At 38.9% G+C, this 24,091-nt stretch carries 21 protein-coding genes and 1 pseudogene; 15 read left to right on the forward strand and 7 right to left on the reverse strand.

Features of this window, described 5'->3' with window-relative positions:
- Nucleotides 1–585: pseudogene (locus tag DK857_RS17435) on the reverse strand (signal recognition particle-docking protein FtsY); the annotation flags it as partial.
- A gap of 228 nt (nucleotides 586–813) precedes the next feature.
- On the opposite strand from DK857_RS17435, the gene rsmD reads away from it, so the two are divergent.
- Nucleotides 814–1,398 (forward strand): 16S rRNA (guanine(966)-N(2))-methyltransferase, encoded by a 585-nt coding sequence (gene rsmD, locus DK857_RS17440; RefSeq protein ID WP_109402841.1) that lies wholly within the window; start codon nucleotides 814–816, stop codon nucleotides 1,396–1,398.
- Between the two features lie 17 nt (nucleotides 1,399–1,415).
- Entirely contained in the window at nucleotides 1,416–1,718 is a 303-nt protein-coding gene (locus DK857_RS17445; RefSeq protein ID WP_075672964.1) for a DUF1145 family protein, read from the forward strand.
- 75 nt (nucleotides 1,719–1,793) lie between these two features.
- On the opposite strand, the gene DK857_RS17450 is transcribed toward DK857_RS17445, so the two are convergent.
- Nucleotides 1,794–2,180: a DUF2500 domain-containing protein gene (locus tag DK857_RS17450; protein ID WP_193528611.1), complete on the reverse strand. Its 387-nt coding sequence runs from the start codon at nucleotides 2,178–2,180 to the stop codon at nucleotides 1,794–1,796.
- Nucleotides 2,181–2,327: 147 nt separating this feature from the next.
- Between DK857_RS17450 and DK857_RS17455 the strand changes: the two genes are divergently transcribed.
- Both DK857_RS17455 and DK857_RS17460 read left to right on the forward strand, forming a co-directional pair.
- Nucleotides 2,328–2,954, forward strand: a complete 627-nt coding sequence (locus DK857_RS17455; RefSeq protein WP_109402843.1) for a lysoplasmalogenase — start codon at nucleotides 2,328–2,330, stop codon at nucleotides 2,952–2,954.
- 180 nt (nucleotides 2,955–3,134) lie between these two features.
- The gene (locus tag DK857_RS17460; protein ID WP_109402844.1) at nucleotides 3,135–5,525 is read left to right on the forward strand and encodes a zinc/cadmium/mercury/lead-transporting ATPase; all 2,391 of its coding nucleotides are present in this window, start codon (nucleotides 3,135–3,137) and stop codon (nucleotides 5,523–5,525) included.
- An 87-nt stretch (nucleotides 5,526–5,612) separates the two neighbouring features.
- Here the strand turns inward: DK857_RS17460 and tusA are convergent, their stop codons facing one another.
- Complete coding sequence (tusA, locus tag DK857_RS17465) at nucleotides 5,613–5,867, reverse strand: sulfurtransferase TusA (protein WP_109402869.1); 255 nt, start codon at nucleotides 5,865–5,867, stop codon at nucleotides 5,613–5,615.
- 205 nt (nucleotides 5,868–6,072) lie between these two features.
- Between tusA and DK857_RS17470 the strand changes: the two genes are divergently transcribed.
- The 3 genes from DK857_RS17470 to DK857_RS17480 all read left to right on the forward strand — a co-directional run bounded on the left by DK857_RS17470 (nucleotide 6,073) and on the right by DK857_RS17480 (nucleotide 9,421).
- Complete coding sequence (locus DK857_RS17470; protein ID WP_109402845.1) at nucleotides 6,073–6,747, forward strand: 7-cyano-7-deazaguanine/7-aminomethyl-7-deazaguanine transporter; 675 nt, start codon at nucleotides 6,073–6,075, stop codon at nucleotides 6,745–6,747.
- Nucleotides 6,748–7,112: 365 nt separating this feature from the next.
- Entirely contained in the window at nucleotides 7,113–8,216 is a 1,104-nt protein-coding gene (locus DK857_RS17475; RefSeq protein ID WP_099074055.1) for a glycerol dehydrogenase, read from the forward strand.
- A 59-nt stretch (nucleotides 8,217–8,275) separates the two neighbouring features.
- Nucleotides 8,276–9,421 carry a phosphoenolpyruvate-utilizing N-terminal domain-containing protein gene (locus DK857_RS17480; RefSeq protein ID WP_109402846.1) on the forward strand — a complete coding sequence of 382 codons (1,146 nt, stop codon included), beginning with the start codon at nucleotides 8,276–8,278 and terminating at the stop codon, nucleotides 9,419–9,421.
- 181 nt (nucleotides 9,422–9,602) lie between these two features.
- Here the strand turns inward: DK857_RS17480 and glpC are convergent, their stop codons facing one another.
- Genes glpC through glpA form a run of 3 tightly spaced genes read right to left on the reverse strand, consistent with a single transcriptional unit; the run spans nucleotide 9,603 to nucleotide 13,748 of the window.
- Nucleotides 9,603–10,796 carry an anaerobic glycerol-3-phosphate dehydrogenase subunit GlpC gene (gene glpC / locus DK857_RS17485; RefSeq protein WP_023583709.1) on the reverse strand — a complete coding sequence of 398 codons (1,194 nt, stop codon included), beginning with the start codon at nucleotides 10,794–10,796 and terminating at the stop codon, nucleotides 9,603–9,605.
- A complete protein-coding gene (gene glpB / locus DK857_RS17490) occupies nucleotides 10,793–12,100 on the reverse strand; it encodes a glycerol-3-phosphate dehydrogenase subunit GlpB (RefSeq protein ID WP_109402847.1) in 1,308 nt (435 codons plus the stop codon). The genes glpC and glpB overlap by 4 nt, the downstream gene beginning before the upstream one ends.
- Entirely contained in the window at nucleotides 12,090–13,748 is a 1,659-nt protein-coding gene (glpA, locus tag DK857_RS17495; protein ID WP_193528612.1) for an anaerobic glycerol-3-phosphate dehydrogenase subunit A, read from the reverse strand. The genes glpB and glpA overlap by 11 nt, the downstream gene beginning before the upstream one ends.
- Before the next feature lie 380 nt (nucleotides 13,749–14,128).
- Between glpA and glpT the strand changes: the two genes are divergently transcribed.
- The 6 genes from glpT (at nucleotide 14,129) to DK857_RS17525 (ending at nucleotide 19,584) form a co-directional block, all read left to right on the forward strand.
- Nucleotides 14,129–15,481: a glycerol-3-phosphate transporter gene (glpT, locus tag DK857_RS17500; protein WP_109402848.1), complete on the forward strand. Its 1,353-nt coding sequence runs from the start codon at nucleotides 14,129–14,131 to the stop codon at nucleotides 15,479–15,481.
- Nucleotides 15,482–15,616: 135 nt separating this feature from the next.
- Complete coding sequence (gene glpQ / locus DK857_RS17505) at nucleotides 15,617–16,696, forward strand: glycerophosphodiester phosphodiesterase (protein ID WP_098941255.1); 1,080 nt, start codon at nucleotides 15,617–15,619, stop codon at nucleotides 16,694–16,696.
- Between the two features lie 258 nt (nucleotides 16,697–16,954).
- Nucleotides 16,955–17,512, forward strand: a complete 558-nt coding sequence (locus tag DK857_RS17510) for a LemA family protein (protein WP_109402849.1) — start codon at nucleotides 16,955–16,957, stop codon at nucleotides 17,510–17,512.
- Between the two features lie 36 nt (nucleotides 17,513–17,548).
- Nucleotides 17,549–18,622 (forward strand): hypothetical protein, encoded by a 1,074-nt coding sequence (locus DK857_RS17515; RefSeq protein WP_109402850.1) that lies wholly within the window; start codon nucleotides 17,549–17,551, stop codon nucleotides 18,620–18,622.
- 9 nt (nucleotides 18,623–18,631) lie between these two features.
- Nucleotides 18,632–19,174, forward strand: coding sequence for a LemA family protein (locus DK857_RS17520; RefSeq protein ID WP_109402851.1), 543 nt, complete (start codon nucleotides 18,632–18,634; stop codon nucleotides 19,172–19,174).
- Complete coding sequence (locus tag DK857_RS17525) at nucleotides 19,171–19,584, forward strand: hypothetical protein (RefSeq protein WP_109395363.1); 414 nt, start codon at nucleotides 19,171–19,173, stop codon at nucleotides 19,582–19,584. The genes DK857_RS17520 and DK857_RS17525 overlap by 4 nt, the downstream gene beginning before the upstream one ends.
- A 45-nt stretch (nucleotides 19,585–19,629) precedes the next feature.
- Here DK857_RS17525 and epmA read toward each other — a convergent pair whose 3' ends face one another.
- Nucleotides 19,630–20,607 (reverse strand): elongation factor P--(R)-beta-lysine ligase, encoded by a 978-nt coding sequence (epmA, locus tag DK857_RS17530; RefSeq protein WP_109402852.1) that lies wholly within the window; start codon nucleotides 20,605–20,607, stop codon nucleotides 19,630–19,632.
- Between the two features lie 943 nt (nucleotides 20,608–21,550).
- Here epmA and frdA point away from each other — a divergent pair.
- Together frdA and DK857_RS17540 are read left to right on the forward strand one after the other, a co-directional pair.
- Nucleotides 21,551–23,347 (forward strand): fumarate reductase (quinol) flavoprotein subunit, encoded by a 1,797-nt coding sequence (gene frdA / locus DK857_RS17535; RefSeq protein ID WP_109402853.1) that lies wholly within the window; start codon nucleotides 21,551–21,553, stop codon nucleotides 23,345–23,347.
- Entirely contained in the window at nucleotides 23,340–24,077 is a 738-nt protein-coding gene (locus tag DK857_RS17540) for a succinate dehydrogenase/fumarate reductase iron-sulfur subunit (RefSeq protein WP_075672948.1), read from the forward strand. Before frdA ends, DK857_RS17540 begins: the two co-directional genes overlap by 8 nt.
- Nucleotides 24,078–24,091 lie beyond the last annotated feature (14 nt).

Consider the following 24,091-nt stretch of genomic DNA (forward strand, 5'->3'; position numbering starts at 1 on the left):
TTGTTCTGCACGCTCCGCTTCTTGGCGTTGTGCTTCTAAGCGTTCTTGCTCCGCCTTAAGTTCGGCTTGGCGCTGTGCCTCTTCTTGCGCAAGGCGTTGAGCTTGTGCTTCTTGAGCTAGACGAGCTTGTTCTGCACGCTCCGCTTCTTGGCGTTGTACTTCTAAGCGTTCTTGCTCCGCCTTAAGTTCAGCTTGGCGCTGTGCCTCTTCTTGCGCAAGGCGTTGAGCTTGTGCTTCTTGAGCTAAACGAGCTTGTTCTGCATGCTCTGCCTCTAAACGCGCTTGCTCTGCTTCTATTTCTGCTTGGCGCTGGGCTTTCTCTTGTTCTAAACGTTGTTTTTCAGCTTCTTGTGCCAATCTATCTTGTATAACACGTTGCGCTTCTTGGCGTTCTGCTTCTAAACGTTCTTGCTCTGCTTCTAATTGCGCTTGGCGAGCCGCATCTTCTTGAGCTTCTTTTGCCAAACGTTCTTGTTCTAAACGCTCTTCTTCTAAGCGTTGCTGTTCTTTCTCTTGCTCAATATTTTCTTCTTTGTTACGCCCAAAACCGAGCCACGAGAAAAAACCTTTTTTTTCTTTTGCCATTAGCTACTAAACTCCTCGCACTAAATCATGGCGCGATTACATTGACGATATTGAAAATAATAATGAAGTCTATCATTTGATCATGGATAAACGCATCTTTTATACGAATTTTATGGTAAATTATTCCGGATTAAATCAAGGGAAGTCATCGAGATAACAACAGACACGAATTCCTTATTCCAAAAGACACTCCAAAACTCACGTTTAAACGATATAAATCAAAATAATATGGCTAAAAAACCACAAAAAGCCCCAATGGGACAAATCAGAATAATTGGGGGAAAATGGCGTGGTCGTAAACTTCCTGTTCTCGATAGCCAAGGATTACGACCAACGACGGATAGAGTAAAAGAAACGCTCTTTAATTGGCTAATGCCCGTTATCCAAGATGCTCGTTGCCTCGACTGTTTTGCAGGAAGCGGTGGTTTAGGTATTGAAGCTCTTTCTCGCTATGCTCGTGAAACCACGTTTATCGAATATGAACGTGCAGTTGCCCAACAAATTACCGCAAATTTAATCTTACTTAATGCCAAGAATGGGCATGTCATTCAAGACAGTGCATTGTCATATCTTGCTAAACAAGGTTCTCCTTATAATATCGTTTTTTTAGATCCTCCTTTTCATAAAGGCATGTTGTCAGACACTATCCAATTATTAGAAAATAACGGTTGGTTAGCGCAAGATTGCTATATTTATATTGAGGAAGAAGTTAAAGCACAGACTTATACAATTCCGACTCATTGGACATTACATAGAGAGAAGATCGCAGGGCAAGTCGCGTATCGTCTTTATATTCGCAGTTTATCTGCTTAATTTTTTATGGAGCTGCTATGTTAATCTTTTTTGGCCGATTTTTAATGGTCGGTGTTTGGGGCTTTCTGTTTTTAAATATTATTTCCCCATTTCCTAAGCCTCTAAAGTACTTTATGGATATTGCATTGATTTTTATGGTGATTATGCATGGATTACAAATCGTTATGTATAAAGCAGGACAACCTAAAGATCAAAAACCCTCAACGGCATTACAGTTTCGCATTTTCTTTTTTGGGATCTTTGAACTCTTAAAAATACAAAAAGAATTACGTAAAGAATACGAAGAAAAACAAAAGAATAAAACTAAACCACAGCCATAAATATTGTTATATCCTCGCAATTATCTGGGGTTGCCCATCTACCCCAGAGGTTGCCAATCTTATAATCACTTTCGCTTATTTATTATTTTGTTCATCGATTGGTATATCTGTTTCAAACTGTACAAAACGACTGCCTTGCATAAACAAACGTCCTTTCATTTCAGGTTCGATATTTTGATAAGATGATTTATCCATTTTTAACACTAAATCTTTACGATCATCAGTGGTTAAACGAAAGGTCACTTGATAATAATATGTTGTTTCTGGGCCATTTACATCATTTTCTCTTGAACGTCGTTCATTTGCTGCAACTTCTTTTTTATCAATTACTTCAACCATATAGAGTGTAACAGGTGAATTATCGTCACTTATCCGCTGTTTTCTTTGCTCGAAAAAACGATAAGTTGCTGACGCTATAATAATCACCAGTACCGCAATTCCTAAAATAGCCGCTTTATTCATTACATTAATTCCTATCGTTATATGGATTAAAAAACATTGTGCTTTATATTATTTTAATAAGTCCATCAGTTTCGTCATTAACCGCTATTCTTAAATTAATCTTTCTGTTATGAATAATAAAACAGTTCTGAATATAAGGAAGATATTATGAGTTGGCCTTTTCTCGCCGTATTATTCTCCGGATGGCTTTATATCGATGCCGCATATCGAGGCCCTAATTGGCAACGATGGTTATTCCGTCCTATCACGCTACTGCTTTTATTACTCTGGGCATGGCAAGTTCCCGAACACAATATTAATAGCTACCTTATTGTCGGTGCGTTATTAGCGACACTGCTTTCTGATATCTTAAGAATATTTGATGGTAAGTATTTACTACCTTCTCTTGCCTTAGTTTTTCTAAGTTACATACTTTATATGGTGAGTTTTTTACTACCATTACAACTCACGTTCTATCTTCCTTTACTTGGATTCGTTATTGTTGCTTTCATTATCGTTCTAGCCATTGTTTGGACAAAGCTCGATAAATTAGCTATTCCAGCCTCTCTAACTTTACTAGCTGCATTTGCTATGTTTTGGATTGCAGGTGAAAAATTCTTCTATTTAAGTAATGATTATAACTTATCAGTAATGATTGGCTCATTATTGTTAGTAATTGCTTACTCAATATGGCTAATCAATCGCTTCCGCTTCTCATTTTCAGCGTCTAAAGGACTTGTCAGCGCCTGTTATTTTATTGGTCATTTCTTTATTGTCAGAGCACTGTTCCTTTAGTTTAAATCCAGCCCCTTGTTTTAAATATTTAAATCAAGGGGTTAATTTTTTAACCTAATTCGCACTTTTTGCCAATGAATATGCCTTCGGTATCTTGACTCTGGACTCTACTCCAAGCTGTAAAGTACTTATCAGATAGATAAATTTAGACTTTACTTTGTTGAACAAGGAGAGCCAGTTATGACTAAACATGCTCATCAACACGATAACCATAAACATACCGATGCTTGCTGCTCAAGCTCTCAATGCTGTTCAGGTCACTCAGATGATAGTACGCACTCACATACTGAAAGTGGACATTCTCATACCAAAATAGATAAAAGTGATCCTGAATGTGAGGATGAGCACCACCACGGACACTCCCACGAACATGATCACGACCATAACCATGATGGGCACAACCACACTCATGGAAGCTGTGATATCAATGCCCCTGTCTCTAACATTGAGCCAGAAAAGATTGCACAACAGCGCTTTAGCTGGAAAGTGCAAGGTATGGATTGCCCAAGTTGCGCTCAAAAAATTGAAACAGCAGCACTTAAAGTTGCGGGTGTAAAACAAGCAAAAGTCCTTTTTGCCACCGAAAAATTAGTCGTTGATGCTGATAGTGATCTACGCGCCGATGTCATTGCGGCTATTAACAGTGCCGGTTTCGAGCTTTTTGATCTCTCATCGCCTCAATCCCAAAAAGTGGTGAAGCAGAGTTTCTTGAAAGAGAGCTCATATGTGATTATTTTGGCGCTTTTGATGGCAATTAGCTGGGGTGCCGAGGTTATTGATCCACAAGCAGGTCGAGCCGCCTTTATTGCAACAACCTTAATTGGTCTATTCCCCATTGTGAAAAAGTCCTTACAACTTATTCGCAGTGGTACGCCGTTTGCTATTGAAACATTGATGAGTGTCGCTGCAATTGGTGCACTATTTATTAATGCAACCGAAGAAGCAGCAATGGTTATTTTGCTGTTTATGATTGGTGAAATGCTGGAGTCTTATGCCGCAGGACGTGCTCGTCGTGGTGTGAGTGCATTAATGGCATTAGTGCCAGAAGAAGCAACATTAGTCAAAGACGGTAAAAAACAAACTGTTCCAGTTGCGCAATTACGTCCGGGCGACATTATTGAGATTGCACCGGGTTCACGTTTGCCAACAGACGCGGAATTAGTCAGTACGTTTGCAAGCTTTGATGAAAGTGCATTAACGGGCGAATCCGTACCCGTAGAGCGTTTACAAGGCGAAAAAGTCGCTGCTGGTTGTTTATCTGTCGATAGATCTGTACAGATGAAAGTAGTATCTGAACAAGGGCAAAATGCTATCGACCGTATTTTGCAATTGATTGAAGAAGCAGAAGAGCGTAGAGCCCCAATTGAACGCTTTATTGATCGCTTTAGTCGTTACTATACACCTGCGATTATGCTGTTCTCTGCACTGGTTATCATAGTTCCACCACTGTTGTTCTCACAACCTTGGGAAACATGGATTTATCGCGGTTTAACTCTATTACTCATTGGTTGTCCTTGTGCTTTAGTTATCTCAACACCAGCAGCCATCACTTCAGCATTAGCGGCTGCAACTAAACGTGGAGCGCTTATCAAAGGTGGCGCAGCATTAGAGCAATTAGGTACTGTTAACACTATCGCATTAGATAAAACAGGCACATTAACCGAAGGCAAACCTCAAGTTACTGATGTGGTGGCTGAAACCGGATTTAATGAAAAAGAAGTACTGACTTTTGCTTCATCCGTAGAAATTGGCTCTCATCACCCATTAGCCAGAGCCATTATCAATAAAGCACAAGATGAAGGCGTACTTGTTGTTGAAGCAGAAGATCGTAAAGCGCTAGCAGGTAAAGGAATTGAAGGTTATTTAAATAGCCAACATATTCTGGTGAGTGCACCTTCTCAATTATCAGAAGACACCTCACTTTCTTCTCAGTGGCAACAAGAAGTTGCACGCCTTGAAGATGAAGGCAAAACCGTGGTTGTCGTATTAAAAGAAAGTCAGTTTATCGGTGTTATTGCTATGCAAGATACCTTACGCAGTGACGCTGTCGAATCAATGAAATTATTGAAAGAGATGAACATCAATGCCGTTATGTTAACAGGTGATAATCCAAGAGCAGCCGCGGCTATTGCGAAAAAACTAGGTATGGATTTCCGAGCAGGATTACTGCCTGAAGATAAAGTGACTTCAGTCATGGAGATCAGTAAAACGCATAACACAATGATGGTGGGCGATGGTATCAATGATGCGCCAGCAATGAAGGCAGCAACCATTGGTGTCGCAATGGGAAGCGGTACAGACGTTGCACTTGAAACAGCTGATGCAGCATTAACGCATAACCGTTTAACTGGCTTACCTGAAATTATTAAGTTATCTCGTGCGACACGTAAAATCATACGTGAAAACATCACGATAGCACTTGGTTTAAAAGCGATATTTTTAGTAACAAGCTTATTAGGAATTACTGGGCTTTGGGTTGCTGTTCTTGCTGACTCTGGGGCAACAGCGCTGGTAACAGCCAATGCCGTAAGACTGTTAAGAGTAAAAATTAGCGCTTCAAACAAAGAGTAAGTACGCTAAAATAACAAAACCCAAACCTCAGTATATGGGGTTTGGGTTATTTTTTAGCGCGATTATAAGCAATATTTACAGTATAAATTACAGATTGCTCTCTTTTTTACGGATAAGATAGCGATAAGGTGTAGATTGCGTCTCTTGATTTAATAAGTCATGTTCCATAAATCGGCAAAAGCCAGGAATATCACGCACAGTGGCAGGATCATCAGCAATCACTAATAACGTCTCGCCTAATGCCATATTTCTTATGGTTTTACGTACTAACATCACAGGTTCAGGGCAACGTAGTCCTAGCGTATCTAATGTCTTGGTTGCATCATCAAATTGAGCATTCATTCTATTAACCATTCTTCTTACACCGACAGATTTTGTCATTATATCTCGCTTTCGTGTTCACATCACGGCACATTAAGCACAAAGGTATTCCCCCTAACCTTTGCTTTTGTTGCGCAACAGGCGTATTATGCGCATCCTCTCATTTAAGAGAGAAATCACTGTTTTATTGGGTTCCCTCACCCCAATCACTAAAAAGGTACAATTTATGTATACGTTTACTCCCCGCCAAAAAGCGGTGGCGCTGTTATGGCTTTCTTTGTTCCACATATTGATAATTACTTCTAGTAACTATCTTGTGCAATTACCTATTTCCATTTTTGGTTTCCATACCACTTGGGGCGCCTTTACCTTTCCGTTTATTTTTCTGGCAACAGATTTAACGGTTCGTATTTATGGTGCACCACTTGCCAGACGCATCATTACCGCCGTTATGCTACCTGCATTAGCGATTTCTTACCTGATCTCAACACTTTTCTTCCAAGGCAGTTGGCAGGGTTTTGCCTCATTAACTGATTTTAATATTATGGTGGCAAGAATTGCGACAGCAAGCTTTATGGCTTATGTGTTAGGTCAAATCATGGATGTGTCTGTCTTTAATCGTTTAAGACAACAACAAAAATGGTGGGTAGCGCCAAGTGCAGCAATGTTCTTCGGTAATTTACTCGACACACTCGCATTCTTCTTTATTGCATTTTATCGTAGTACTGACACATTTATGGCAGAGAATTGGGTTGAAATTGCATTAGTTGACTACGTGTTTAAATTAACCATTTGTATGCTGTTCTTCTTACCTGCATATGGTGTCTTATTGAATTTTATTTTGCGTCACTTTTTCGCACAAGAAAATCAAAAACAAGATTATGCTGAAATTCGCTCATAATCTGGATCTCCTCGCAAAAAAATAATGACAAAAGTGTCATAATTCCAATAATAAAGCTTCATAAGCCAATTTTATGAAGCTTTATTCTGATTCTAATAATTTATTATTTTTCGTAAATATTTTGCATAGTAATTAATTAGCATGATTCGTTAAATAACTCACGAAATATTGCTTAAATATCATTATTAGGATGTTTTTCACATGCTAATATAAAAAGTCTTAATTATTTACAATAAATTATTTTATTCATCTATTAAACTGTTAATGTATTCTTAGAACGTCTCCATATTGTTATATGTCAGTTGGGATGACGAGTCTCACCATAAGGATTTTTTACTCTCTTTTGCGAATAGTAGGAGTCTATTATGTTAAAAGTTATTCAATCCCCCGCTAAGTATATTCAAGGGCCAGACGCGCTATATCATATTGGTAAATATGCGAAGCCTTTTGGTGATAGAGCACTGATTATTGCCGATAAATTTGTTATGGAACTTGTTGGTAGTACCGTTAAAGATAGTATGTCTCAATATGAAGTTAATGGGCACTTCGAACTTTTTAATGGTGAATGCACACACAACGAAATCAATCGACTATCTGAACTTGCAAAAGCACAAGCTTCTCTTGTGATCATCGGCGTTGGTGGTGGTAAAACACTTGATACTGCCAAAGCTGTTGCTTATAAATGCCAACTTCCTGTCGTTATTTCTCCAACCATTGCTTCCACTGATGCACCGACAAGTGCACTTTCTGTGATTTATACTGAATTAGGCGCATTTGATAGTTATCTTTTCTACCCAACAAATCCTGACGTTGTCGTGATGGATACTAATATCATCGCTTCTGCGCCAGCTCGTTTATTAGTAGCAGGTATGGGGGATGCTTTAGCAACTTACTTTGAAGCAAGAGCTTGCAGTCATGCCCAAAAACAGACCATGGCTGGAGGTAAATCGACACTTGCAGCTCTAGCTCTAGCTGAACTTTGCTATAACACCCTTTTAGAAGATGGTTATAAAGCAAAACTTGCGGTAAGCCGTGGTGTTTGTACAACTGCGGTAGAAAATATTATTGAAGCTAATACCTTCTTAAGTGGTATCGGTTTTGAAAGTGCGGGTCTTGCGGCTGCCCACGCCATTCATAATGGATTTACGGCATTAGAAGAGTGTCACAACATGTATCATGGTGAAAAGGTTGCCTTTGGTACATTAGTCCAATTAGTGTTAGAAAACAGCCCATTAGAAGAGTTAGAAGAGTTCCTTGATTTCTGTATTTTAGTTGGGCTACCTGTCACTTTAGAAGAGTTGGGTATCAATGCAACAGGCGATGAATTAAATGAAAAAATCATGGCGGTTGCTGAGTTAAGTTGTGCTGAAGGAGAGACAATTTACAACATGCCATTTGATGTTGATTCCGATAAGGTTTATGCCGCAATTTTAACTGCCGACCAATTAGGACGGGAATGGCTTTATTAAAGCCTGAGTAAGCAGGGAGTGCTTATCTCCCTGTTTGCATTTACAAAAAAGGGTGTTTTATGGTCAGTATCGTATTAGTTTCAAAGAGCCTTACGCTCGCCAATGGTATCAAAGAGCTCGTTAATCAGACTGTAGATCGCCAAGTAAAAATTGCCATTGCAACTAACTACCAAACACCTTCTGATCTTGCTAATGAAGTGTCACCAGAAACCATACTCACAGCAATTAAAAAGAGTTATAACAAACAAGGTGTACTCGTTTTACTCGATACTTATCATTCAGCACAAAACGCGGCACTCGCCATCGCTAATCTTGAGCATAACGTTGCCACAAATGTTGCGTTAAGTTCAGCTCCGATTGTCGAAGGCACCTTGGCTGCGGCCAATAGTATTGCGCTAGGCGCTTCACTTGAAGAAGCAGAAAAAGCAGCACATAAAACCATTACAATTAAAAAACTGCAATTAGGCGAAAATCTTCCTAATTTTAATATTCACCCTAAAAACACAAATTACGAACCTGTCAGAATTATCACCGCACCTGTTTGGCTATACCCTTATCATCGTTTCGTGATCCCTCGTAAAAAAATATCCTCTCATTTATTACTTGAAGAGCAAAAACGTCTCGTAAAAGCGATTGAGCGATCCCAAAAGGATATAGACTGGTTAACTGAGGAAGCGTATCGCAAGGTTGGAGAACAATATGCTCATATTTTTTCTAGTCACCGCTTCTTATTAGAAAATACCGAATTACAACTGACTGTATGTAGCATGATAAACAAACACCACTGCAATGCTGAATTCGCCTTACAGCAGACATTTATTGATTTAATAGATACTTACGCGCAAATGGATGATGATAATATGCGTGCTCGTGAAAGTGATTTAGATGATATTTTATATCGATTACTACGCTATTTAACTTCTGCTCCCCCTCCAATCACGCATCCTCCTTATACAAACGCAATTTTAGTAACAAAACTGCTTCATCCTTCAACATTAATGGCTCTTGATACCAACAAGATCAAGGGAATTTTATTAAGTCATGGGAACCCTCTATCTAATACTACAGTATTAGCCAATGCATTAGATATTCCAATTATTAACGAGGCGGGAAGGCAAGCCCTTTCGCTGACTGATGGGCAAAATATCACACTAAAAAAAGTCCAAAATATGTGGCTTTATCAAAATACCTATATCTCTCATTAAAAATGAGAGTATTTAAATAACCAGTGTTCCACAGTGTCAGGTTATTTAATTTCCTTATTATCTTATATTTAATCTCTTTTTTACTAAAAAATAAAAAAAGGGAACAAAAGATCCTCTTTTATTCCCTAGCTGCTTGTTATCTTAGTAATCAATTACTTTTTTATTATCTAATAGGCAATACTTATAATGCTCTTGCCAGTAAACTAATGGGGTGTTCACATTTTTTTGTCGTTGACATCTCAATTTGCCATTTACAGGTTTCACAGTCTGTAATTACCAAATCACAGCCACTCTCTTCAATTTGACGGAATAAGCCCGCTCCAATGCCTTGAGCAACATCATAGTTTTCAGATTTAAAACCGTAAGTTCCGGCAATACCACAGCATTGAGAATCTAAAACAATGACCTCAACACCTGGGATACGTTTAATTAAATCAATGGAATATGCTGTCCATCCCATTTTTTCCATATGACAAGGTGTGTGATACACCACTTTTAACGGAGTATGTTTCAGTGGTAATTCACGACCTTCTTCTAATAAACGATAAATATAGCGTGTCGCTAATTCAATATTTTCACGTACTTTTGATGTATCAACATCAAGAATATGTTCATACTCATCACGAATAGTGAAAGTACAAGTTGATGATGTTGCAACGACAGGAATATTGTTTTCAACAATTTTTTCTGTCAGTGATTCAAGGTTGACTGCGGCTTGTTTTTTGGCTTGTTTAACAAAACCATTCGCAATTAATGCAACACCACAGCATTTTTCGCGTTTTAATAACTGAACACCAATCTCCATTTTATTGAATACTTTAACTAAATCTTTCCCTAATTGTGGGTGGTTATAGTTAGCGTAACAACCATGGAAGAAGGCTACTTGATCTTTAAAACGCGCTTGCTCTTCAACTTGTTTTTTCATCCACGTTCTAAATGTACCAAAAGAGTATTTTGGTAATTCGCGACGATGGTCAATTTTAAGTGCTTTATCCAAGATTTTACGTACAGGTTTTAATCCTGTAATGGTATTTACTATCGGCGCCATTGGCGTTGATAATGTTCCCATTAAATCCGTATGACTTAAAATAGCATCACGAAGTTTTGGTGTTTTCGTATTGTAGTTCAGTTTCGCACGCGAAATGATGTCACCAATCTTCACATCTGACGGACAAGCAACTTCACAACGCTTACAGTTAGTGCAATATTTCAATGCTTCATCATAAAGCATCGGATCTTTTAGACGTAAACGCTCACCATCAGGGCCCGCTTGTTTAGGGCCAGGGTAAAGTGGATTTACTTTTGCAACTGGGCAGTAAGTAGTACAAACTGTACACTTAATGCACGCTTCAAAACTGTTATCATGTAAACTCATTGTGCTGCCTCCACAACCGCAGATGTGGTCTGTTCTGATTTATTGTGCTGTAAAATTTGTTGCGCTGCATAAAGTGCGCTGATCATTGAAACACCCGCACCACAACCTTCATTAAGAGGGTCAAACCCACCTAATACAGCACCTACAGCGTAAACATTCTCTAAGACCTCACCGTATTTCATCGGTCTTAATTGACTATCTGTATCAACACCAAATCGCATATAAGGCTGTTTTGCAAAGACATTTACTTGTGTCCACTCATTGCGTGGTAATGTCTCTAGCAAATCAAGCTCCATTAAAGGTTCATAGACACGATCAAACTCTGCAATTAAACCATTATTGAAGAAACTGCCTGTTGCCAATACAACATGTTCACTACGAATAGGAATATCAGTATGGTTTCGAGTATGAATACCTGTAACTTTATTACCAATTAAATCAACTTGTTCTGCACGATCGCCCGGCATAATTAAACCGCCAGCTTTTTGGAAACGCAGTTTTAATGCTTGGTGTAAACGAATACCTAATAGTGATGGCGGTAGTGTCGGTAATAAACAAATAGGTTTACCCACAAGTTGTTGAAGTAGCGTCACAGGCTCTTCTGCATCCAGCCCGATACATGCAGGCAAAATAATCGCTTCAACACTGTCATCAATATGTTTTTTCAGCTCTTCCGCTAACGCTTTGGTGTTTTCAGGCTTATCTAAATAACGAGCAATATTAACTGCTCTAAATTCACTTGGGTTATCACGTAATCTGTCTAATAGCGGTAAATGAATATGATACGGAATAGATTCAACACCCTGCTCATTCAGCGTATTGCTTGCAAATTGTGGCTGAAAATCTAAGAAGCCTTCAATTCCAACAACCGCCAGCTTTTTCCACGGCAGTGCTTGGTCAACACCATGAGTGGGTACACGTTTTGGACTCATCCAACTCATACGTGAACGCCCAACAGGTGTAATACGATAATGGTTTTCATCACCACTACCTTGATATTCAAGGTCTTTTGTACTTTCCAGTAATGCTTGAGCCTGTTCAATTAAAATTGAAACTTGTGTTTCACCCATACGACTATAAGGATGTTTAGGGGCAAGTTCAGCTAATGTTGCTAAAGCTTTCTTCGGCTGAGTCACTAATGAACCATCAGGAAGATGAGTTAATAGATCCAACGACCCCGATGAAAAATGCAGTGCACTTTGGCCATTGCTGATAATTGCGCAAGACTTACCGGCTTCAGCAAGACGAATACCTGCGGTTAAACCTGCAAGTCCGCTACCTATAATGATGACGTCAAATTTCATTATCTGCCTCCGCTGAAGCTGTTTTTTCAATCATATCAGCATCTAAACCACATAAACCTTGGTAAACCCAACTGGTGAATTCACTTTCACGTAATGCATTACCCCAAGCAATTGGTCGAATACCTTTCCAACGCTCATTTAAGAAATGGGCAAGCTGTTGTTCTGATTCGTGAGGAGTAGTAACTTGTAAACGGTTTAATAAACCCGCTGCACGACAAGCACAAAGTTCACCTTGGCATGTTCCCATACCCACACGAGTACGGCGACGTAAATCAAGTAAATTGTTGACTGTTAAAGAGTTAACTGCATAGCGAACTTCCCCCGCAGTAACAGCTTCACATTCACAAACTAAACTCTTATCACTACGCTCATTGCTCAATAATTTATTAGCTAAATCACCATGGCGATAAACCGCAGAACCACGAATGGGCGCAGGTAATGAAACAACGCTACGTAATGCTTGCTCTGCTGACTGACGAGAGCCCGGTAAAGCTTCTTCTGCTGTGGTACATTTTGCAGAAACATTTAATTTTTCGCAGATTTTATCTGTTGCCCATTCAGCCATTAAACGGTAAGTCATTAATTTACCGCCAGTAATAGTAATGAAGCCTTCTAATCCATCACGTTGCGCATGGTCGAGTAAAACAATACCACGACTAACATTACGACCAGATGGATCATCATCACTTGCCACTAAAGGACGCACACCAGCATAAGCACGTAAAATTCGAGTTTGAGCCAGTTTTGGCGCTAACATTGAACCTTCACGGATAAGAATATCGACTTCTTCAGGGGTGACATACATATTGTCAATTTCATCGTAAGGTACTCGTGTTGATGTTGTACCAATCAATGAAATGGTGTCGCCAGGAACTAAAATATCGGCATCCGCAGGTTTACGACAACGGTTGATCACCATATTGTTAATACGATGACCCAAAATCAGTAATGCACCTTTGGCTGGGAACATACGAACTTTTAACTCGCCATACTCAGCGATTTTTTGTCCCCAAATCCCCCCAGCATTCGCCACTATTTGCGCGCGAATTTCATACAGTTTTTTCGCTTGATGATCGTAAACTTTCACGCCTTTAACACGGTCACCTTCACGAATAAGTCCAACGACTTCATGATAAGTCAGTACTTGAGCGCCATGTTCGCGGGCATCTAACATATTTGCGGCGGTTAAACGGAAAGGATCAACTGTGCCATCAGGAACTTTAACCGCACCGATTAAATTAGGGTTAACAGAAGGCTCTAAGCGAATAGCTTCTTCGGGTGAAATCGCTTGAGCATCAATCCCTGCGGCTTGGCAAGATTGAATAAAGGTCTGTTGAAACTCTAAAGAATCTTCAGGAAGGGTAATAAAAAGGCCATCCGTTCTTTCAACACAATGACGAGCGACCCGTTTTAAAATCATGTTTTCTTCAATACACTCACGCGCTGACTCTGGGTCTGTTACTGCATAACGCGCACCACTGTGTAACAATCCATGATTTCGACCGGTTGCACCGGTTGCAATATCATGTCTTTCTAGCAGGACGCAACGTAATCCACGGCGTGCACAGTCTCTTGCCATGCCCGCACCAGTTGCTCCCCCGCCAATAATAATGACATCAGTTTCTGTCACTGGTGAACCGCTCATCATAGAGATGCCCTCTCACATTACATTCAGCAAACGCTTATTTATTCTTTAGCGTTAATTATAGTGTATAAGATACACAAAAAATGTGGTTAATGTTTGATAATGAGCAAAAACGAAAGAGAAACGCTCACGAGTGAAAGATTAAAACCACATATGTGACACCAATCACAAATTATTTAACAAAAAGTATTTGATAAAGTTAACATATCACTCAAAATTGCACATCTTGAAAAATTATTCGACAACTGAGTAATACCTCACAGTAAATTTGATTGTATAAGTTTACTATTAAGTTCGTTAAAGAAAATTTTTTGATAACTTCACTGTTCGTTTTGTCATTATTTAATATCAACATATTAAAATAAAAGCCATCGGAGGCTAATATGTTAAGTCTGTTTAGACCTGCGCCACATAAAGCGCGTTTGCCAAAAGAGCAGATAGATCCCGTCTATCGTCGTCTACGTTGGCAGATCTTTATGGGGATTTTCTTCGGTTACGCTGCTTATTATTTAGTAAGAAAAAACTTTGCGTTAGCAATGCCTTATCTTGTAGAAGAGGGATTCTCAAAAGGGGATCTAGGTTTTGCGTTATCAGGGATCTCTATTGCTTATGGTTTCTCTAAGTTTATTATGGGATCGTTCTCTGACCGCGCTAACCCACGTTATTTCTTACCAGCAGGTCTTATTTTAGCATCTTTAGTGATGTTAGTTATGGGCTTTGTTCCATGGGCAACTTCGAGCATTATGATTATGTTCGTTCTGTTGTTCCTTTGTGGTTGGTTCCAAGGTATGGGTTGGCCTCCTTGTGGACGTACCATGGTTCACTGGTGGTCACAGAAAGAACGTGGCGGTATCGTTTCTATCTGGAACTGTGCGCATAACGTCGGTGGTGGTTTACCTCCGTTACTGTTCTTATTAGGTATGGCGTGGTTTAACGACTGGAAAGCAGCGTTATATATGCCAGCATTTGCGGCAATCTTAGTTGCAATGATTGCATTCGCATTAATGCGTGATACCCCTCAATCTTGTGGTTTACCTTCAATTGAAGAGTACAAAAACGATTATCCACCTGATTATAAAGAAACTGACGAACAAGAACTGACAGCAAAAGAAATCTTTATGAAGTATGTGTTCCCTAACAAACTTCTGTGGATGATTGCAATTGCGAACGTGTTCGTTTACTTACTACGCTATGGCGTGCTGGATTGGTCACCAACTTATCTGCGTGAAGTAAAACACTTCGCAATGGATAAATCATCATGGGCTTACTTCTTATACGAATACGCAGGTATTCCGGGCACACTGCTGTGTGGTTGGATGTCGGATAAAGTGTTCAGAGGTAACCGTGGTGCAACAGGTGTGTTCTTCATGACCTTAGTCACTATCGCAACTATCGTATTCTGGATGAACCCAGCGGGTAACCCGAATGTTGATATGGCGTGTATGTTAATCATCGGTTTCTTAATCTACGGTCCTGTTATGTTGATTGGTCTGCATGCTCTTGAGCTTGCACCGAAAAAAGCAGCAGGTACAGCAGCAGGCTTTACCGGTTTATTCGGTTACTTAGGTGGTTCTGTTGCGGCGAGTGCTATCGTAGGTTACACAGTTGACTACTTCGGCTGGGATGGCGGCTTTATGGTCATGATCGGCGGTAGTGCACTGTCTGTTGTGTTATTACTTATCGTGATGGTTACCGAAACCAAACACAAACGTGAAATGCTTCAGAAATACGAATAATCGCTAACTGATTATTTATGAAATTAGCTAAATCTCATCTCTAAAAACCAAGCCACATCAACTGTTTTGATGTGGCTTTTTTATTGCCAACTGTACATAACTTTATTGTACGTAGAATTAAAATGGAGCAGCTTTATGAGTACATCTTTTAGAATAAAACCGTTAGTTGCAGGCGTTCTTTTAACTCTATCCTTAAGTGCAATCGCACAAGCGGCAAGTGATAAGGTCGTTATCGCTCACCGTGGTGCAAGTGGTTATTTGCCTGAACATACGCTTCCTGCCAAAGCATTAGCTTATGCCCAAGGTGCAGATTATCTAGAGCAAGACTTGGTGATGACCAAAGACAACGAATTAGTTGTTTTACATGACCACTATCTTGATCGTGTAACAGATGTGGCTGATCGTTATCCTGATAGAGCAAGAAAAGATGGCCGTTACTATGCTATCGACTTTACCCTTGAAGAAATTAAGGGACTGAAATTTACCGAAGGTTTTGACATTGTTGATGGTAAAAAAGTCCAAAGTTATCCAAACCGTTTCCCTATGGGCAAATCGGATTTCCGTGTACATACTTTCCAAGAAGAAATTGAATTTATCCAAGGTCTAAACAAATCAACAGGTCAAGATATTGGTATTTATCCTGAAATCAAAGCACCTTGGTTCCATGAACAAGAAGGTAAAGACATTACCACTAAAGTACTGGAAGTACTTAAACAGTACGGTTATACGAAAAAAACCGACAATGTTTATCTACAATCATTCGATGCTAACGACCTAAAACGCATCAAAACAGAATTGATGCCAAAAATGGGCATGGATCTAAAACTTGTTCAGCTAATTGCTTATACCGACTGGAATGAGACATATGAAAAACAGCCTGACGGTACATGGACAAACTACAGCTATGAGTGGATGTTTAAGCCGGGTGCAATGAAAGAAATTGCAACTTATGCTGATGCTATTGGCCCTGATTATCATATGTTAGTTGAAGCAGATTCAACGCCAGAAAAAATCACCTTAACGGGTATGGCAGCAGATGCTCACGCGAATAAACTAACCATTCATCCGTTTACTGTTCGTATTGATAAACTTCCTAAATACGCCAAAGACGGTGATCAACTTTACGACATCATTTATAACCAAGCGGGTGCTGAAGGTGTCTTTACAGACTTCCCTGATTTAGGAGTTAAATTCTTACAAAAACAAGCTAAATAATTCAAGGTGTAGCTAGGCTACAAATAAATGAAACACTAGCCACATACATGAGTATGTGGCTAGTGCTAGTGATACAGTCAACAATGCTATAACTTGAAGTATGACAAGTAGATACTCTTTCTTGTAAGATTTGCGCCCTTTCTGATTGTATATTTCTTCATCTTTCTCTAACTTACTCAAATAATTTAATTAAAAAATCATAATCACTTTTTAATTTAGCTATCATTATTTATTAAATATTTAGAGGAAGGGATCATTATGACAATAATGGCTATTATTTTGCTTATTCTTATCGTTCTTTTTATTGGTTGGGGAATTTCAATTTACAACCGTCTTATTGCGACACGTAATCAAGTAAGTAATCAGTTTGCGAATATTGACGTTATTTTAAAACAAAGAGCCGACCAAATTCCTCAATTAATGGCAGTAGCTGAAAAAGCAATGGAGCACGAAAAAAGTGTATTTATTGCATTAAGTGACGCAAGACAACGCTATTTTAAAGCGCAAAATATTAATGAAAAAATCAGCGCAACAAATGAGATGAATACAGCACTACGAGGCATGATTGCCCTTGCTGAAAATTACCCGACGTTAATTTCAGGTGAACAACTCGCATTACTTCAAACTGGTGTTAGTGACGTAGAAAATAAAATTGCTCAACGTCGTGAAGGTTTTAATGATGCAGTGACTCACTACAACACCGCAATAGAAATGTTTCCTGATAGCTTAATTGCCGGCCTTTTCCGCTTTGAGCGTATGCAATTATTAGAAATACCAAAAGAAGAAATGAAATTTGAAGGTATCAGATTTAAATAACAATAAGTTAAATAACCGCATTAAGGATAAATTGCAGTGTTAATTTATTTTTTTATCGGCAGTGCTGTTGGCGCATTAATCTATTTTTTACGCAGTAAACGAGCTCAAAAAAAGAAGAACAATTTGGGTATTGTTCCCTTTTTAGGGATCGCTTTTGCTGCTGGAAATTATCTGTTTTTTTCGCGAGGAAATGACCTTTATCCTAGTGGTGAAGACTCTGTTGTTAACCTTATCTCCTGTATTGCATTCGCTGTCATTTTGATATTTTCCTATGGTATTTCAAATCATATTGGAAATATTGGTGAAAAGGCGATAAAAAATTATCATCAATTACAAATGGAAGGTGAGTCTAAATTTTCAGCATTGATTAACACCGTATTTATTAGCCTGTTACTGCTCTTTTTAAGCTTTGGCTTTTTTATTGACCATAGATTGTTCTTTTTAAGTTTCGTTTTAATGTTCGTTTATCAAATTGCCAAAAAAACACCAGAAAAGCGTTTTTTACGTTTTCAAAAAATTCTAGCGACATCTAAAATTCGCTCTTTAGCCATTGGGCTTGTTGAAATTGAAGGCAAGATAACTGCGGGTAAAAAACTCACAAGTCGCCTGGGTAAAAAAGAGTGCTATGGCTACTGCTATTATGAATATGACATATCCACAGATAAAGAAGGTAAGAAAAGCTATCGCCAAACACTCTGTGACAAAAAGATCAACAATTTTACTATGACTGATGATACAGGCTCGGTTCAAGTTCTTGCAGCTGACAAACCTTTAGTTCACCTTGGCATCGATCCTCACCAAGATCTGGAATATAACAATAAACGTTTTAAGGAGTACATCTTAGAAGCTGATACCACTTATTTATTAATAGGTAATGCAGAACCTATCAATGATGAAGTTGTTATCACACACAATGCTCCTCACTATCTATTAGGTTTATCACCACAAGATTATGTTGTCCGTTGGAACAAAGCACGCCCTTTTCGTCGTAACTCGGCCATCATCGTTATTATTGCTCTTTTTGTTATCTTATCCATTCTAGTGATACCAATGGATTACCAAAATGGCATCCTAACACTTTATTTTAATAGCACCTCTTCATCTTGGTAATTGATTAATATGGAATGGCTTATTTTCATCATTTTTATTCTCGCTTTGGTTTATTTTTTAATACGCCAATTAGTGATGATTTATAACAACATGGTAATGCTAAAGAATAATTGCTATAAAGCCTTTGCAAATATTGATGTTTTATTAAAAAAACAAGCCGATTTGATCCCCATGTTGATAGTAATTACACAAAAAGCGATGGATCATGAGAAAGCCTTATTTGAAAAATTAGCTGAAAATAGAGAGCACTATTTACGCGCAGATGTATTAGACCAAAAAGTTGATTTAGCTAATCAGTTATTACCTCAAATAAAAAAATCACTCATCATTGCTGAAAAATACCCTGAACTTATCAGCGGAAAAAATTTACACGTATTACAAGCACAAGCTAAAGAGTTAGAAGAGTGTATTGCAGATAGACGTGAATTTTTTAATCAATCCGTCACACTCTATAATACTGAAATACATATATTCCCTAATGTATTGTTTAAATTGATTTTTAATTTTAAAGATATCCCTCTTTTCTACCCTAGTAGGGAGGCAACTTCATGATAGAAATTCCTTTTTCATTTTTTGGTATCACCGATTGGATATTAGGTCTTGGTGATCCCATCATGATTATTATGCTTGCCACTTTTGGTACATTATTTTCAATGGCGATTATTTTACCATTAATGAGTATTACTCCTTTAAAAAAATATATGCCACAAATTGCAGGTGGGTTATTTAGCTCGGTATTTGTCAGCTTAATGGTCTTGATTAGTTTTAATTTAATACTCGGTGTTAACTCGGCATTAAAACTACTCTTAATCTGGTGGGTTATTTTATTTTCATGTATTACGTATTGGTTTATTAATTATCGCTATATGAAAGACGTAACAGGGAATAAATTTGCGAAGTTTCAAGAAAAAGCGCTTGAAGCAGAAGAAAAGCGAAGGCAAAACCGAAAATCAAAAAAATAAAAGAGAGCCTAGACTCTCTTTTTTAATTCTCATCGATAGATGAACTTATGCTCTGTAAACAGGAAAGGCAATGATATCGCTAATATGCTCTAAACCAAGCGCCAACATAATGAGACGATCAACGCCTAAAGCCACACCAGAACACTCTGGTAATCCCGCTTCAAGAGCCGCTAAAAAACGCTCATCAATAGGTTGCTCTGGTAATCCCATTGCCACTCGCTGACGGTTATCACGTTCAAAACGATGGCGTTGCTCTTGAGCATCCGTCAACTCACGAAATCCATTCGCTAATTCAACACCTTTAAAATAGACTTCAAAACGCTCTGCTACACGATGATCTTCAGAGCTAATTTCAGCTAATGAGGCTTGTGACGCAGGGAAATGATAGATAAACGTTGGCTTTTCTAAACCGATATGAGGTTCAACCCCAGAAACAAATAGCAATTGAAGTAGTGTATCTTTATCTTCTTCAGTATCTGCAATATTTGATAAATCCAGTTTTGTAGCCACTTCACGTAATTTTTCTTTATCAACAGATAAAGGGTCGATATCGAGATAACGCAAGAATGCTTGTTGATAAGAGAGTGACTCTGATGTTTCACAATCTAAGACTTCTTGCAGTAGATCATCGACTTCATTCATCAACCGGTACATATCAAAACAAGGTCGATACCACTCTAGCATCGTAAATTCCGGATTATGATATCTACCGGCTTCCTCATTACGGAAGCAACGCCCCATTTGATAAATCGGGCCACTGTTTGCAGCTAATAAACGCTTCATGTGGTATTCAGGGCTTGTCATCAAATAAAGTTTCAGCCCTTGAGAAGCGCCTGGCCCCACAAATTGGGTTTCAAATGGGCAAAGATGAACATCGGTAACGGTAGCCTGACTCATCATAGGCGTTTCAACTTCTAACACACCACGATCAGCGAAAAAACGCCTAATATTACTGACTATTTTCGCCTTTTTTAGCAAGTTGGCGATTGAGGCGCTTGGCTGCCAATCCGCGATTTCACTCATGAACGAAAAACTCCAACAGAAAACAAAGCGTGCAGTTTACTCGCATCCTCTTCAACAGACAAATTTCTCCTAATAAAGAAGGGTTTCATTTTATATTTTTTCATTAATCTTTTCATTTTTTAAGTAAAAACACATAAGACAAATAAATGTAATTCTACAAAACATCTACTTTTTGGCACTTTTTATCGTTTAAATAAACACCTATTTAGAGTAAGAAACTCAGTGAGTTTTCACTATTTTTATAATAGTAGTTAATTAGAATAATTCTTTTTCTCAATTAAAAATAACAATAAACTAACACTATGCTTATATTTAAATAGCCAAATTCATCTAAACTTCAATGTTAACTTTCTATTTAAATCTACGTATTTTGATTAGTATTAAAAACCTTTAGAAATATTATTAATATTTTATTAACAATTAACAAGACAAACCGATTTGTTTTAGATAAATAGTAAAAAATTTATTTTAAATTTTTTAATCGGTTTTTATTAATTTAAATTAGACTTAAGAACCATAAAAACATTTGCACATTAAAATCAATCACTTACAAAAAACCATTGTCATTTTCAATTAAAGTTATCTATACTTTCAAAACAAGCTATTCATTACTATTTATAATTTTCAATTTAGAAAAATATATTTTATTTGAACTTCAAGTTTCTCTGGCAGCTTATTATCAAAACCCAGAATTCTTGGCGTGGATCACACTTTTTTTGCGAAATACGGGAAAACCATCATTCATATCAAATTTCGGAGCCCTACATTTCGTTATACTAAAATTACAGTCAATGATAATAAAGATGTTATCAAGCGCAGTCACAAGGCAGTGAAACAATTTCGTTACGGATAGCTTAAAAAAATAGCATTACAAATTAATAATGTCAGTGAATTGAATTCTAGACAATTATTCCAATTTTCACTTGAACAATGGAGAAGCGCAGTGCAAACCTTTAATGCCGATATAGCGATAATCGGAGCCGGGGGCGCAGGCTTACGAGCAGCAATAGCTGCAGCGGAAGCGAATCCTCAACTGAAAATTGCTCTGATCTCAAAAGTTTACCCAATGCGTAGCCACACCGTGGCAGCAGAAGGTGGATCAGCAGCAGTGACTCAGGCTCACGACTCCTATGATTTCCACTTCAATGATACCGTTTCAGGCGGTGACTGGTTGTGTGAACAGGATGTCGTAGATTACTTCGTTGAGCATTGTCCAACAGAGATGACTCAACTAGAACTCTGGGGCTGTCCTTGGAGCCGTAAAGAAGACGGGTCAGTCAACGTCCGACGTTTTGGTGGGATGAAGATCGAACGGACCTGGTTCGCAGCCGATAAAACCGGCTTCCATATGCTACATACCCTGTTCCAAACATCCTTAAAATATCCGCAAATTCAACGTTTCGACGAACATTTTGTTCTCGATATTCTTGTTGATGAAGGTCACGCTCGTGGTCTTGTTGCGATTAATATGATGGAAGGTACGAAAATTCAAATTCGTGCTAACGCAGTCATTATGGCAACAGGTGGTGCAGGACGTGTTTATCGTTTCAATACCAATGGCGGTATTGTTACTGGTGATGGTATGGGTATCGCTTTACGTCATGGCGTTCCACTGCGTGATATGGAATTTGTTCAATATCACCCAACTGGCCTACCAGGTTCAGGTATCCTGATGACCGAAGGTTGTCGTGGTGAAGGTGGTATTCTGGTCAATAAAGATGGCTATCGTTATCTGCAAGATTACGGCCTAGGACCAGAAACCCCATTAGGTAAACCAGAAAATAAATACATGGAATTAGGCCCTCGCGATAAAGTTTCTCAAGCTTTCTGGCATGAATGGCGCGCAGGCCGTACCATCAAAACTCACCGTGGTGACGTTGTTCATCTTGACTTACGTCATCTGGGTGCGAAAAAACTTCATGAACGTCTGCCATTTATTTGTGAACTGGCAAAAGCGTATGTGGGTGTTGACCCAGTTAATGAACCAATTCCTGTTCGTCCTACTGCTCACTACACTATGGGTGGTATCGAAACTAACCAACAAACTGAGACTCGTATTAAAGGTCTGTTTGCGGTGGGTGAATGTTCATCTGTTGGCTTACACGGCGCTAACCGTTTAGGTTCTAACTCACTAGCAGAACTGGTTGTATTCGGTCGTCTTGCAGGTGAAGAAGCGGTTCGTTGTGCTCAAGAAGCAGCACCAGCTAACGCATCAGCATTAGATGCTCGTACTCGTGATATCGAAGATGGCCTGAAAAATCTGATGAACCAAAAAGGTTCTGAAAGCTGGTCTCAAATTCGCGATGAAATGGGTGAATCAATGGAAGAAGGTTGCGGTATCTATCGTACACCTGAATTAATGCAAAAAACCGTTGATAAACTGGCTGAATTAAAAGAACGTTTCAAACGCGTTGAAATTAAAGACACCAGTAGCGTCTTTAATACAGATTTACTGTACAAAATTGAGCTTGGCTTTGGTTTAGATGTCGCTGAATGTATGGCTCATTCCGCAATCAATCGTAAAGAGTCTCGTGGTGCACACCAACGTCTTGACGAAGGTTGTACTGAGCGTGATGACGTGAACTTCCTGAAACATACTCTGGCGTTCTATAACCCAGAAGGTGCCCCTCGTTTAGAATATAGCGATGTGAAGATCACGAAGTCTGCTCCTGCTAAACGTGTCTATGGTGGTGAAGCGACTGCACAAGACAAGCAGAATAAGGAGAAAGCGAATGGCTGATGACATGAAGCACATTAAAATGGAAGTCATGCGCTATAACCCAGAAACGGACGAAGCGCCTCATTTCGTCACTTATGATGTTCCTTATGATGAGCAAACCTCATTACTGGATGCATTGGGTTATATTAAAGACAATTTAGCGCCTGATCTTTCTTACCGTTGGTCTTGCCGTATGGCGATTTGTGGCTCTTGCGGCATGATGGTCAACAAAGTGCCTAAATTAGCTTGTAAAACGTTTATTCGTGAATATCCAGACGGTGTAAGAGTTGAAGCACTGGGTAACTTCCCAGTTGAGCGTGACCTTGTTGTCGATATGACTCACTTTATTGAAAGCTTAGAAGCGATTAAACCTTATATCATCGGTAATGATCGTAAGCCTTCAGAAGGGACGAATAAACAAACTCCTGCTCAAATGGCGAAATACCACCAATTCTCTGGTTGTATCAACTGTGGTCTTTGCTATGCAGCATGTCCGCAGTTTGGTCTAAACCCAGAGTTTATTGGCCCAGCAGCGATTACATTAGCTCAACGTTACAACACAGATAGTCGCGACCATGGGGCAAAAGAGCGTATGCCTCAGTTAAATGGTGAGAACGGTGTCTGGTCTTGTACCTTTGTTGGCTACTGTTCTGAAGTCTGTCCAAAACATGTGGATCCTGCTGCCGCTATTCAGCAAGGTAAAGCAGCCAGTGCGCAAGACTTTGTCATTGCGATGCTGAAACCACGTTAAGGAGGAAACAAGAC

The sequence above is a fragment of the Proteus terrae genome, from assembly GCF_003144325.1.
In the GTDB taxonomy this organism is placed as follows: Bacteria; Pseudomonadota; Gammaproteobacteria; order Enterobacterales; family Enterobacteriaceae; genus Proteus; species Proteus terrae.